The sequence below is a fragment of the Microbacterium gilvum genome (assembly GCF_039543865.1).
GTDB classification, from domain to species: domain Bacteria; phylum Actinomycetota; class Actinomycetes; order Actinomycetales; family Microbacteriaceae; genus Microbacterium; species Microbacterium gilvum.
Genome location: NZ_BAABKO010000001.1, coordinates 608,373 through 621,351, shown reverse-complemented (window position 1 = coordinate 621,351; position 12,979 = coordinate 608,373). Strand labels below are relative to the sequence as shown.

General features: G+C 70.6%; 11 protein-coding genes. 5 read left to right on the top strand and 6 right to left on the bottom strand.

All coding sequences use genetic code 11. The features are described from left to right. Positions 1-4: 4 nt before the first annotated feature. On the bottom strand, positions 5-2,275 hold the full coding sequence (gene glgX / locus ABD998_RS03185) for a glycogen debranching protein GlgX (protein ID WP_345435850.1): 2,271 nt from the start codon (positions 2,273-2,275) through the stop codon (positions 5-7). Positions 2,276-2,475: 200 nt separating this feature from the next. On the opposite strand from glgX, the gene ABD998_RS03180 reads away from it, so the two are divergent. The 3 genes from ABD998_RS03180 to clpX all read left to right on the top strand — a co-directional run bounded on the left by ABD998_RS03180 (position 2,476) and on the right by clpX (position 5,164). Further along, positions 2,476-3,069, top strand: coding sequence for an ATP-dependent Clp protease proteolytic subunit (locus ABD998_RS03180; RefSeq protein ID WP_345435848.1), 594 nt, complete (start codon positions 2,476-2,478; stop codon positions 3,067-3,069). 26 nt (positions 3,070-3,095) lie between these two features. Then, a complete protein-coding gene (locus tag ABD998_RS03175; RefSeq protein WP_345435846.1) occupies positions 3,096-3,758 on the top strand; it encodes an ATP-dependent Clp protease proteolytic subunit in 663 nt (220 codons plus the stop codon). A 134-nt stretch (positions 3,759-3,892) separates the two neighbouring features. Beyond that, positions 3,893-5,164: an ATP-dependent Clp protease ATP-binding subunit ClpX gene (gene clpX / locus ABD998_RS03170; protein ID WP_345435844.1), complete on the top strand. Its 1,272-nt coding sequence runs from the start codon at positions 3,893-3,895 to the stop codon at positions 5,162-5,164. A 42-nt stretch (positions 5,165-5,206) separates the two neighbouring features. Here the strand turns inward: clpX and ABD998_RS03165 are convergent, their stop codons facing one another. The 4 genes from ABD998_RS03165 to ABD998_RS03150 form a co-directional block, all read right to left on the bottom strand. After that, on the bottom strand, positions 5,207-7,255 hold the full coding sequence (locus tag ABD998_RS03165) for a M3 family metallopeptidase (protein ID WP_345435842.1): 2,049 nt from the start codon (positions 7,253-7,255) through the stop codon (positions 5,207-5,209). Positions 7,256-7,305: 50 nt separating this feature from the next. Continuing rightward, the gene (locus ABD998_RS03160; protein ID WP_345436912.1) at positions 7,306-7,518 is read right to left on the bottom strand and encodes a hypothetical protein; all 213 of its coding nucleotides are present in this window, start codon (positions 7,516-7,518) and stop codon (positions 7,306-7,308) included. Continuing rightward, positions 7,518-10,085 carry a valine--tRNA ligase gene (gene valS, locus ABD998_RS03155; protein ID WP_345435840.1) on the bottom strand — a complete coding sequence of 856 codons (2,568 nt, stop codon included), beginning with the start codon at positions 10,083-10,085 and terminating at the stop codon, positions 7,518-7,520. Before valS ends, ABD998_RS03160 begins: the two co-directional genes overlap by 1 nt. A 765-nt stretch (positions 10,086-10,850) precedes the next feature. Next, a complete protein-coding gene (locus tag ABD998_RS03150) occupies positions 10,851-11,369 on the bottom strand; it encodes a hypothetical protein (RefSeq protein ID WP_345435838.1) in 519 nt (172 codons plus the stop codon). A 235-nt stretch (positions 11,370-11,604) separates the two neighbouring features. Here ABD998_RS03150 and ABD998_RS03145 point away from each other — a divergent pair, with 235 nt between their 5' ends. Together ABD998_RS03145 and ABD998_RS03140 are read left to right on the top strand one after the other, a co-directional pair. Next, positions 11,605-11,754 (top strand): ribbon-helix-helix protein, CopG family, encoded by a 150-nt coding sequence (locus ABD998_RS03145; protein WP_345435836.1) that lies wholly within the window; start codon positions 11,605-11,607, stop codon positions 11,752-11,754. Continuing rightward, the gene (locus ABD998_RS03140) at positions 11,751-12,140 is read left to right on the top strand and encodes a VOC family protein (RefSeq protein WP_345435834.1); all 390 of its coding nucleotides are present in this window, start codon (positions 11,751-11,753) and stop codon (positions 12,138-12,140) included. Before ABD998_RS03145 ends, ABD998_RS03140 begins: the two co-directional genes overlap by 4 nt. Here the strand turns inward: ABD998_RS03140 and ABD998_RS03135 are convergent, their stop codons facing one another. Next, positions 12,141-12,797 (bottom strand): pentapeptide repeat-containing protein, encoded by a 657-nt coding sequence (locus ABD998_RS03135; RefSeq protein WP_345435832.1) that lies wholly within the window; start codon positions 12,795-12,797, stop codon positions 12,141-12,143. It lies immediately after the preceding gene. Positions 12,798-12,979 lie beyond the last annotated feature (182 nt).

The following is a 12,979-nucleotide window of genomic DNA, read 5'->3' as shown; positions in this document are numbered from 1 at the left end:
CCAGCTAGAGCGTCCCGGAGGGGGCGGGTGCCGCGACGGCACCCGCCCCCTCCGGCGTCTCCGGAGGCCTCCGCGTCTGGGGAGCGCTCGGTGCGCGGGCTCCGGGGACGGCCATCCGCTCGAGCTGGCGGCGGACCGAGGCCGCGGGCGACGGATCGACGGCGACGTCGGGCGGGCCGACCTCGCGCAGCACGCGCATCGAGCGACCGGGCACATCCATGCGCGCGCCGGCCGCGAGCGGCGCGGTCCCGGGCAGCGCCGCCGTGTCGAGCACGATCTCCCACCGCGCCGCGTACTCGTCCGGCGGGAGCGTGAACGCGACCGGCTCTGCGTCGGCGTTGAAGCAGATGAGGAAGTGCGCGTCGACGATGCGGCCCCCGCGGGCGTCGCGGCCGGCGATGCCCTGTCCGTTCAGGAACATGCCGATGGAGCGGGCGTAGGCCGTCTCCCAGTCGTCCGCCGACATCGACGCGCCTTCCGGAGTGAGCCACGCGACGTCGGGGAGCGGGTCGCCCTTCGCGCGGGGGACGGGACGTCCGTCGAAGAACTGCACGCGACGGAAGACCGGATGGCGTCGACGCAGCGCCGAGACCGCGGCGGTGAAGGCGATGAGCGGCTCGTCGGCGGCTTCCCAGTGCACCCAGGTGAGCGGGGAGTCGTGCGCGTAGGCGTTGTTGTTGCCCTCCTGCGTGCGGCCGAGCTCGTCGCCGTGCGGGAGCATGGGCACACCCTGGGAGAGGAGGAGCGTCGCGAGCAGGTTGCGCTGCTGACGAGCCCGCACCTCGAGCACGCGGGGATCGGCGGTCGGCCCCTCCGTGCCGTGGTTGGACGAGCGGTTGTGCGACTCCCCGTCGCGGCCGCCCTCGCCGTTGGCGTCGTTGTGCTTCGCGTCGTAGGAGACGAGGTCGGAGAGCGTGAACCCGTCGTGAGCCGTGACGAAGTTGATGGAGGCGACGGGGCGCCGCGCCGACGTCTCGTACAGGTCGGCGGATCCGGTGATCCGCGAGGCGAACTCGCCGAGCGTCGCGGGTTCGCCGCGCCAGAAGTCGCGCACGGTGTCGCGGTACGTGCCGTTCCACTCCGTCCACTGCGGCGGGAAGTTGCCGACCTGGTAGCCGCCGGGCCCGACATCCCACGGCTCGGCGATGAGCTTCACCTGCGAGACCACGGGGTCCTGCTGGACGAGCTCGAAGAAGCTCGAGAGCCGGTCGACGTCGTAGAACTCGCGCGCGAGCGTCGAGGCGAGATCGAAGCGGAAGCCGTCCACGTGCATCTCGGTCACCCAGTAGCGCAGCGAGTCCATGATGAGCTGGAGCGCATGCGGGTTGCGCACGTTGAGGCTGTTCCCGGTCCCGGTGTAGTCCATGTAGTACTGCGGCGTCCCGTCGACGAGGCGGTAGTACGCGGCGTTGTCGATGCCCTTGAACGAGATCGTGGGTCCGAGGTGATTGCCCTCTGCGGTGTGGTTGTAGACGACGTCGAGGATGACCTCGATGCCCGCCGCGTGCAGCGCGCGGACCATCCCCTTGAACTCCTGCACCTGCCCGCCGCGGTCTCCCGACGACGAGTACTCCGCGTGCGGCGCGAAGAATCCGATCGTGTTGTATCCCCAGTAGTTGCGCAGTCCCCGCTGGAGCAGGAGGTCGTCGTGCACGAACTGGTGCACGGGCATGAGCTCGACGGCCGTCACCCCGAGCCGCAGCAGGTGAGCGACGATCGCCGGGTGCGCGAGCGCGGCATAGGTGCCGCGCTGCTCGTCCGGCACCTCGGGGTGGAGTCGGGTGAGGCCCTTCACGTGCGCTTCGTAGATGAAGGTGCGCTCGTACGGGACGGCCGGCGGCCGGTCGTCGCGCCAGTCGAAGTAGGGGTTCACGACGACCGAGAGGAGCGTGTGCCCGGCCGAGTCGTCGAGGTTGCGGCGATCCGGGCGGTCGAACTCGTAGTCGTACAGCGAGGGATGTCCGTCCATGGTGCCCGAGAGCGCCTTCGCGTAGGGATCCACGAGGAGCTTCGCCGGATTGCACCGCAGCCCTCGCGAGGGATCGTGCGGGCCGTGCACGCGGTACCCGTATCGCTGACCCGGCACGACCCCGGGAAGGTAGGCGTGCCAGACGTAGGCGTCGACCTCGCGCAGCTCGACGCGGGTCTCGCCGCCCCGGTCGTCGACGAGGCACAGCTCGACGCGCTCGGCGACCTCGCTGAACAGCGCGAAGTTCGTGCCGTCGCCGTCGAACGACGCGCCGAGCGGATACGGCCGTCCGGGCCAGGTGAGCATGCCGCCTCCGTCCGCGCTCCCGGACGGCGCTCGGGCGGAGCCGCCTGCGGGATCCGCTCTGATGGCCCCACGGTAACGCCCCGCGACCGCCCGGCGGAAGGGGGAGGAGGCGGGTGCTATGCCCAGGGCGAACACGGCCGGGACGCCGAAATCGCGCCGGTAGGGTCGATCTCGACGCATCACCGAAACGGAGTGATTTCATGGCCGAACCGCTGCTGGCACAGAGTGCCTTCGACAGGCTTCTCAAGGACCGCATCATCTGGCTGGGCTCGGAGGTGCGCGACGAGAACGCGAACGAGATCTGCGCCAAGATCCTCCTTCTCGCCGCGGAGGACTCCGAGAAGGACATCTACCTGTACATCAACTCGCCCGGCGGCTCGATCACGGCCGGCATGGCGATCTACGACACCATGCAGTTCGTCCCGAACGACATCGTGACGGTCGGCATCGGCATGGCGGCCTCCATGGGCCAGCTCCTGCTCACGAGCGGCACCAAGGGCAAGCGCTACATCACGCCCAACGCGCGCGTCCTGCTCCACCAGCCGCACGGAGGCTTCGGAGGAACCGCGAGCGACATCCAGACGCAGGCCGAGCTCATCGTGTCGATGAAGAACCGCCTCGCCGAGATCACGGCGGCGCAGACGGGCAAGAGCGTGGAGCAGATCAACGAGGACGGCGACCGGGACCGCTGGTTCACGGCCGAGGAGGCCCTCGAGTACGGCTTCGTCGACTTCATCCGCGAGCACGCGGCCGACGTGGCGGGCGCGGGCGGCACCGACCGCGACGCGAACTGAGGCGAGAGACAAGGACGACAGAGCAGATGAACACCCCGTACATCGCCGGCACGCCGCAGGGCTTCCAGGTCCCGTCGAGCCGCTACATCCTCCCGCAGTTCGAGGAGCGCACGGCCTACGGCTACAAGCGCCAGGACCCGTACAACAAGCTGTTCGAGGACCGGGTGATCTTCCTCGGCGTGCAGGTGGACGACGCCTCGGCCGACGACGTCATGGCGCAGCTCCTCGTGCTCGAGAGCCAGGACCCCGACCGCGACATCATCATGTACATCAACTCGCCCGGCGGATCCTTCACCGCGATGACGGCGATCTACGACACGATGCAGTACATCTCGCCCCAGATCCAGACCGTCGTGCTGGGCCAGGCGGCGTCGGCCGCGGCCGTCCTGCTCGCGGCAGGCGCGCCGGGGAAGCGCCTCGCGCTCCCCAACGCGCGCGTGCTCATCCACCAGCCCGCCGTGGGCGAGTCGGGTCACGGCCAGGCCTCGGACATCGAGATCCAGGCCGCGGAGATCCTCCGCATGCGCACGTGGCTCGAGGAGACCCTCGCGAAGCACTCCAACAAGACGGTCGAGGAGGTCCACAAGGACATCGACCGCGACAAGATCCTCAGCGGATCGGAGGCCGTCGCCTACGGCCTCGTCGACCAGGTGCTCACGACGCGCAAGCGCACGCCGCTCGCGAAGTGACCCGTCCCGCGGACGCCCCGATGCACAGCGTGCACCGGGGCGTCCGCTTTCCGGCCGCGTCGGTCGCGGCCGGTGTCCGCGGGCTCGACTAGGCTCGGACACAACCCGCCCGGTATTCCAGGAGGAGACGACCCATGGCACGCATCGGTGAGAGCGCCGACCTGTTCAAGTGCTCCTTCTGCGGCAAGAGCCAGAAGCAGGTGCAGCAGCTGATCGCCGGTCCCGGCGTGTACATCTGCGACGAGTGCGTCGAGCTCTGCAACGAGATCATCGAAGAGCGGATGGCCGAGTCGAGCGCCGACGGCGACGTCGCGGAGTTCGATCTGCCCAAGCCCCGCGAGATCTTCGGATTCCTCGAGGAGTACGTCATCGGGCAGGAGCCCGCCAAGCGCGCCCTCGCGGTCGCCGTCTACAACCACTACAAGCGCGTGCGCGCCCGCGGCGAGATCAAGCCGGCCGATCAGAAGGCCGATGACGTCGAGATCGCCAAGAGCAACATCCTCATGCTCGGACCGACCGGCTCCGGAAAGACCTACCTCGCGCAGACGCTCGCGAAGCGCCTCAACGTGCCGTTCGCTGTCGCCGACGCGACGGCGCTGACGGAGGCCGGCTACGTCGGCGAGGACGTCGAGAACATCCTCCTCAAGCTCCTCCAGGCCGCCGACTTCGACGTCAAGCGTGCGGAGTCCGGCATCATCTACATCGACGAGATCGACAAGATCGCCCGGAAGGCGGAGAACCCCTCGATCACGCGCGACGTCTCGGGCGAGGGCGTGCAGCAGGCGCTCCTGAAGATCCTGGAGGGCACGGTCGCCTCCGTGCCGCCGCAGGGCGGACGCAAGCACCCCCACCAGGAGTTCATCCAGATCGACACGACGAACGTGCTGTTCATCGTCGCCGGCGCGTTCGCCGGCCTCGAGGACATCATCTCCGCGCGTGTCGGCCGTCACGGGGTCGGATTCGGCGCCCCGCTGCAGGACAAGCGCGACGAGGGCGGGCTGTTCTCGGAGGTCCTCCCGGAGGACCTCCACAAGTTCGGGCTCATCCCCGAGTTCATCGGCCGCCTCCCCGTCATCGCGTCCGTCGGCGCGCTCGATCAGGACGCGCTCATGGAGATCCTGACCGTCCCGCGGAACGCGCTCGTGAAGCAGTACCAGAGGATGTTCGAGCTCGACGGCGTCGACCTCGATTTCGAGGAGGACGCGCTCCGCGCCATCGCCGATCTCGCCGTCGGCCGCAAGACGGGCGCACGAGGGCTCAGGGCCATCCTCGAGGAGGTGCTCGGGCCGATCATGTTCGAGATCCCCTCCACGGACGATGTCGCGAAGGTCGTCGTGACGCGTGCCGCCGTCGAGGACGGCGCGGCGCCGACGGTCGTCCTGCGCCAGCGCAAGAAGAGCGCCTGAGTCGAGGAGAGGCCGGGACTCGCCCCGGCCACTCGCCGCACGTCAGCCGCCGAGGCCCCGCCGGGTCAGGAGCGGGGCGATGTCGGCGTCGCGGCCGCGGAAGTCCCGGTAGGCCTCGAGGGGGTCCTTCGCGCCGCCGACCCCGAGCAGCCGGCTGCGGAAGCGGTCGCCGTTGGCGCGCACGAGCCCGCCGTTCTCGCGGAACCACTCGACGGTGTCCGCGTCGAGCACCTCGGCCCAGATGTACGAGTAGTACCCGGCGCTGTATCCGCCGGCGAACACGTGCTGGAAGTACGTCGACGAGTAGCGCGTCGGCACGGCCGGGTCGTCGAGGCCGATCTCGGCGAGGGCCGCGGCCTCGAACGCCGCGACGTCGGTGACGGCGGCTGCCTCCGCCGACGACAGCGAGTGCCAGGCCTGGTCGAGCCACGCGGCGGCGAGGTACTCGCTCGTCTCGAACCCCTTGTTGAACGCCTCGCTCGCGCGGAGACGCTCGACGACCTCGGCGGGCAGCGGCTCTCCGGTCTCGTGATGCACGGCGTAGGCGGCGAGGATCTCCGGCCAGAGGATCCACATCTCGTTCACCTGGCTGGGGAACTCGACGAAGTCCCGGTGGACCGCGGTGCCGGCGAAATGAGGGTAGGTCACGTGCGCGAAGAGCCCGTGCAGGGCATGGCCGAACTCGTGGAACAGCGTCGTGACGTTGTCGAGCGTGAGGAGCGTGGGCTGCCCGGCACCGGGCTTCACGACGTTGAGGTTGTTCACGACGACGGGACGCGTGCCGCGCAGGTCGGACTGCGCGACGAGGGAGTTCATCCACGCACCGCCGCGCTTCGTGTCCCGCGTGTACAGATCGAGCAGGTACAGCCCCAGCGGTGCGCCGTCGGCGTCGATCACCTCGAAGGTGCGGACCTCGGGGTGATAGCCCGGGAGGTCCGCACGCTCGCGGAACGCGAGCCCGTACAGCTCCTGCGCGGCGCGGAAGACGCCGTCGTGCAGCACGCGCTCCGCTTCGAACCACGGGCGCAGCGCCGCCGTGTCGATGTCGTACTCCGCCTGCCGGACCTTCTCCGTGAGGAACGCCCAGTCGTGGGCCTCGACGGGCGCGTCGCCGGCGATCCGCTGCAGCGCGGCCTTCTCCCGCTGGGCGTTGCGCGCGGCGGGGACGGCCAGCTCGCGCAGGAGGGCCTGTACGGCCTCGGGCGTTCCCGCCGTCTCGTCGCTCGTCACGTAGGCGGCGTGCGACGCGTATCCGAGCAGCTCGGCGCGCTCGGCGCGCAGCCGGACGATCTCGCGCACGGTCTCGGAGTTGTCGTTCGCGTTGCCGCGATGCGCGCGGCTGCGGGATGCCTCGAGCAGCCGGCGACGGGCATCCCTCGATGTGAGCGACGCGAGGTAGGGGTGACCCGTGAACAGGGTGAGGGTGATGACGTGGGTGCCGTCGAGTCCGCGTTCGCGGGCGGCGTCCGCCGCGGCGGAGAGCTCGCCCGCGCCGAGGCCGTCGAGCTCGGCGACGTCGTCGACCACGACCGCGAGGTCGTTGGTGTCGGCGAGGAGGTTCTTCTCGAAGCGGCTCGTGAGCACGGACAGGCGCGCGTTGAGGGCCGTGAGGCGCTCCTTCGCGGCGTCGTCGAGGGCCGCTCCCGCGTGCGCGGCCTCGATGTGGAGCCGCTCGACGAGCCGACGCTGCTCGGGCGTGAGGTCGAGCTCGTCGAGACGGTCGCGGATGGCCGTGATGCGGGCGAACAGCCGTCCGTCGAGTGCGATCGCGTCGGCGTGCGCCGACATGAGGGGCGCGAGCGTCTCCTCGATCTCCTGGATGGCCGACGTCGCGTCGGCGGAGTTCACGGTGTAGAAGGCGCGGGAGACGCGGTCGAGCAAATCGCCCGCGCGTTCGAGGGCCTCGACGGTGTTGGCGAACGTCGGCTCGTCCGGCGACGAGGCGATCGCCTCGATCTCGGCGCGATGCTCCGCGAACGCCTGCGTGAACGCCGGAAGGTAGTGGCCGGGCTCGATCGCCGCGTAGTCGGGGATGCCGTAGGGGAGCGGGGACGGAGCGAGCAGGGGGTTGAACGCGGTCGCATCGGTCATCCCGTCAGCCTATCCAGGCGAGGGACGGCCGATGCGACCGTGCGCCCGTGTCAGAAGCGCTCGACGGAGACCGAGCCGTCGGGCCCGAGCGACAGCTCCCAGCCGGCGTCGAGCTCGACGATCGGGCGGCCCTCCAACCACGTGAGCGTCCACGACCCGGTCGCGGCGGGGTCCGCCTCGACCTCGCGGATGGCCGTGCGGAGCTCCTCGGGCACGCTGCGCGGCGGGACCGTGCCCGCCGCCCAGCGCGTTCCGAGCTGCATCACGCCTCCGGCGTCTCGACGAGCTCGATGCGCGTCACGGCGAGTGCGTCGCCATCCGCGATCTCCAGGTCGGCGATGCGGCCGACGGCGCGGAGGTCGCCGGCCGCGAGCCGGAGCGCGGCGGCCTTGTCGGCCGGCGCGGCGATGACGGCCGTCGCGACGGCGGTCTTCTGCGAGGCCTTCGCCTCCGTCTTCGCACGGCGCACGCCGATGAGCGCCTCGCTCGCGACGGCGAGCACCGCCGGGTCTCCCTCGAGGCCGCCGGCCTCGGGCCATCCCGCGGTGTGCACGGAGCCCTCCTGGAACCATGACCACGACTCCTCGGCGGCGAACACGATCACGGGCGCCAGCAGCCGCAGCAGCGTCGAGAGCGCGGAGCGCAGGGCGACGGCGGCGGACGCGCCGGCGGCGCCGCCCGCATAGGCGCGCTCCTTGACGAGCTCGAGGTAGTCGTCGCAGAACGTCCAGAAGAACGCCTCCGACACCTCGAGTGCGCGAGCGTGGTCGTAGGCCTCGAGGGCAGCCGTCGCCTGCGCGATCACGCCGTCGAGCGTCGCGAGCATCGACAGATCGAGGGGCTCGGTGACCTCGGCGCCCTCAGGGGCCTCGAAGCCGAGCACGAACTTCGCGGCGTTCAGCACCTTGATGGCGAGGCGGCGGCCGATCTTGATCTGCGTCGGGTTCTGCGGGTCGAACGCGGCGTCCGTGCCGAGGCGGCTGGAAGCCGCCCAGTACCTCACCGCGTCGGAGCCGTGCTTCTCGAGGATGTCGGCGGGCGTGACGACGTTGCCCTTCGACTTCGACATCTTCTTGCGGTCGGGGTCGACGATGAAGCCGGAGATCGCGGCGTGCGCCCACGGTGTTCGATCGTCCTCGAGGGCGCTGCGGAGCAGCGTCGAGAAGAGCCACGTGCGGATGATGTCCTGCCCCTGGGGGCGCACGTCGAACGGGGCGACGAGGTCCCACAGCTCGGCGTCGCGCCGCCATCCGCCCGCGAGCTGCGGCGTGAGCGACGAGGTCGCCCACGTGTCGAAGACATCCGTCTCGGCCTCGAAGCCGCCTGCCGCGCCGCGCTGCTCCTCCGTGTAGCCCGGGGGCACATCGCTCGACGGGTCGACCGGGAGGGAGGCGGCGTCGGGCACGAGCACGCGGGAGTAGTCCCGCTCGCCGTTCTCGTCGAGCGCATACCAGACCGGGATCGGCACGCCGAAGAAGCGCTGCCGCGACACGAGCCAGTCGCCGGTGAGGCCGTTCACCCAGTTCTCGTAGCGCACGCGCATGAACTCGGGGTGCCAGTCGATCTGCGCTCCGAGCTCGAGCAGCTTCGCGCGCAGCTCCGCGTCGCGAGCGCCGTTGCGGATGTACCACTGGCGCGTCGAGACGATCTCGAGCGGGCGGTCGCCCTTCTCGAAGAACTTCACGGGGTGCGTGAACGGCGCCGACACGTTCTCGAGCGCGCCGGCCTCGTCGAGGAGCTCGACCATCCGCTTCTTGGCGCTGAACACGGTCTTCCCCGCGAGCTCCGCGAACGCTGCGCGACCCGAGTCCGAGGTGATCGCCTCGGGCGCATCGGCGACGATGCGGCCGTCCTTGCCGATGATCGTGCGGTTGGGCAGGTCGAGCTCGCGCCACCAGATGATGTCGGTCACGTCGCCGAAGGTGCAGATCATCGCGATGCCCGAGCCCTTGTCGGGCTGGGCGAGCGGGTGCGGCAGAACGGGGACCTCGACGCCGAAGACGGGCGTCGTCACGGTCGTCCCGAACACGGGGCGGTAGCGCTCGTCGTCGGGATGCGCGACGAGGGCGACGCACGCGGCGAGGAGCTCGGGACGCGTCGTCTCGATGCGGATGGCACCCGTGCCATCCGTCTTCGCGAACGCGAGCCGGTGGTACGCGGCCTGCTGGTCGCGGTCCTCGAGCTCGGCCTGCGCGATCGCCGAGCGGAAGTCGACGTCCCACAGCGTCGGGGCGAGGTCCTGGTAGGCCTCGCCGCGCTCGACGTTGTGGAGGAACGCGAGCTGGCTCGTGCGGATGGTGTCGTCGGAGATCGTGCGGTACGTCTGCGTCCAGTCGACCGAGAGGCCGAGGGTGCGCCAGAGGTCCTCGAAGGTCTTCTCGTCCTCGACCGTGAGCTTCTCGCAGAGCTCGATGAAGTTGCGGCGGCTGACGGGGATCTGATCGGCGGCCTTGATCGACTTCGTCGTGCCCTCGAACGGCGGCGTGAAGTCGGGGTCGTAGGGGAGCGACGGGTCGCAGCGCACACCGTAGTAGTTCTGCACGCGGCGCTCGGTCGGCAGGCCGTTGTCGTCCCAGCCGATCGGGTAGAACACCGTCTTCCCGCGCATGCGCTCGAAGCGCGTCTTGACATCCGTGTGGGTGTAGGAGAACACGTGGCCGATGTGGAGGCTGCCGCTCGCCGTCGGCGGCGGCGTGTCGACCGAGAAGACGCCGGAGCGGCCCTTCGCGCGTGCGGCGTCGCGGTCGAAGCGGTAGGTGCCGTCCTGCTCCCAGGTCTCACCCCACTTCGCCTCGAGTCCTTCGAGCGCGGGCTTGTCGGGAATGGCCATGGTTCTCCTGACGTATATGCGGCACGGTGTCTGCGTGCCTGAGTGTGGATGCGCCGTCAGTCTACCGGGGCGGGTCGGGAGCGCCGGCGAGTGGGGCGGCGGGCTCTTCGCCGCGATTCGCGGCGACTGAAGCGGGTGTCGCCTCGATTCGCGGCGACAGATCGCACCTGGCCGCCAGGGTTGCCGCGATTCGCGGCGACCGGTTCGGGTTTCGCCCTGAACCGCGGCGACGGGTTGGGCCATCCGCGCGCGCCGCGGCGACGGGTTGGGCCATGCGCGCGCTCCGCGGCTGGCTGAGGAGCCCGTTCAGGCGTGCACAGGCGACGATCCTCCGCGCGGCGGCTGGTGCCCCTGTGGATGGCGCGCCGCGGCCGACCCGACGCGGCCAGAGTCGACGGCATGTCCCGTCGACCTGATCCCCTTCCCGCCCGCGTCGCCGGTCGCGCCTTTCGGGCGCGGGATGTGCCGGAGGCCTCGCCCGCGCGCTTGCGGGCATCCGATCTGTGGATCCCCGCCCAGGGCATCCGGCTGCCCGTCGCGCGGCGCGATGTCGTGAGCGTGTGCCGGGCCATCCTGCTGACCCTGCCCTCATGCGCGGTGTTCAGCCACGGCACCGCAGCGCAGCTGGCTCCGCTCCCCGTGCCGAGGCGGATCACCGCCGAGGACCGTGTCCACGTCACTACTCCTGTCGGAGTCCGCGCTCGACGTGGCCGGCGGATCAGAGGTCACGAGCGCGCGCTGCATCCTGACGAGGTCGTGGAGCGCTCAGGCCTTCCCGTCACCTCGCCGGCACGCACGTTCTGCGATCTCGCCGAGGACCTCACGCTCGCCGAACTCGTCGCCGTCGGAGACGCGGCCGCTCGCATCGTCGGCGCCGAGGCCATCCGCCGCGCTGTCGAGCGTGTTCCCGCAAGGCGGCGCAGCGCCGTGCTCCGCCGAGCGCTGGAGCTTCTCGATCCCGCCTCGGAGTCGCCCAAGGAGTCCGAGCTGCGGGTGCTTCTCATCACCAGCGGATTCGGACCGTTCCGATGCAACGTGGAAGTGCGCGACGGAGAAGGCGGCTTCGTCGCACGCGTGGACCTGGCGATCGTGGGACTGAAGATCGCCATCGAATACGAAGGCGATCATCACCGCGACAAGGCGCAGTGGCGGCGCGACCAGGCGCGTCGCCGACGCCTCGAAGCTCTCGGATGGATCTACATCCCGGTCACGCAGGCCGATCTCGATGATCCGCGCCGCCTGTTGAACGACCTCCGGGTCGCGGTCGAACTCCGGTCCTGACATGCGAGGGTCCGGACGGACCTCCTGCGGACTCTCGCCGCGATTCGCGGCGACCGTCGCGGGTTTCGCCCCGAATCGCGGCGACCATCCTTCCCGTGCGGCCGAGTATCGCCCCGATTCGCGGCGATCGTCGCGGGTTTCGCCCCGATTCGCGGCGACGCGACGCGCTCCACCACGCCGCCCCTCGACACCACGCCGCCCCTCGACACCACGCGACCTAGTGCGCTACATTGCTAGCATGCAAGCAAGCGAGAAGGCGCAGTTCAACGTGTACCTGCCTCGCGATCTCGTACGGGCGGTCAAGCACCGCGCGATCGACGAGAACGTGAGCCTGTCGGCGCTCGTCGAACGCGTCCTGCGCGCGGAGATCGAGAAGGGGGCGTCATGACGCGCATCACACCCATACGGATGGTGGCCGACGTGGCCGCGAGCACGGCGTTCTACGCCCTGCTCGGCCTCGACGAGCGCACACAGGAGACGAGTCGCACGTGGGCATCGCTCACCGGGTCCGGCGGCGCCGTCGGATTGCACATCGCATCGGCGGGCAAGAGCCGCGAGGTGTCGTTCCAGGTGACGGTCGACGACGGCGAGCTCGATGCCGTCCGCGCCCGACTCGCAGCGCACGGCCACGCGCCCGGCGCCATCCTCGACGAGACGTTCGGGCGCTACTTCGAGGTCGCCGATCCCGACGGGTGCCTCGTGCAGGTGAACGAGGTGCCCGACGACCTGTCCCGTTCGTACGAGACGGAGGAATCGCGCGCGCTGCTCGACTGATCAGCCGCGGACGTCGATCCCCACCGCCGAGGCGAAGGCGGGCGCGAGCGCGCGCACCTGATCCTCGGTCAGGGTCGCCCCGCGCAGCGCCAGCACGTCGAGGCACGCGGCGACATCGAGGCCCCGCAGATCGAGATCGGCTGCCCGCATGCCGCGGGGGTCGAGCTCGTCGGTGCGCGAGCCCTCGAATGCGACCCTCGTCAGCTGCGCCTGCGGCAGATCCAGCGCGCGGATGGCGCAGTCGACGATGCGGACGTCCTCCGCCCGTGTGCCGGCGAGCGACAGGTAGTCGATGCGCACGTCGCGCAGCTCCAGCTCGGCGATGCGCGCGTCGGCGAGATCGAGCGTCCCGATGCGCCCTCCCGTGATAGCGACGCGGCGGATGGTCGTGTCGCGCCCGCGCACCGAGACGGCTCGGATGTCCGTCACCGCGACGTCGACGAGCGTCGCGCCCCGCAGGGAGAGGGTCTCGACGGCGGGGGAGGGCACGGCGCACTCCTCGAGCGATGCGTGCTCGAGATCGACGTCCCCCGTCAGGCCGTCGAGACGCTGCCGGTGCAGATCGGCACGGGAGCGCGGTTCGCCGTCGTCGAGTCGCGCGGGCAGGTCGGGCGCGCTCACGCGCGGCGCGATCGGGCGGTCCTGCTTCCTGGCCATCCTGCGAGCCTACGGCCCCCGCGTGTGCGGCTCACGCCCGGCGGCCGCCATACGGACAGGCGCGCCGTCGGCGCATGCGCGATAGGATGGTGCGCAACGGCACCGATCCGGCCATCACCGGGGAGCTCGCGGAAGAACGGGAACGCAAGGACCCCAGTAGAACCGCGCGGGGCAGGCCCGTC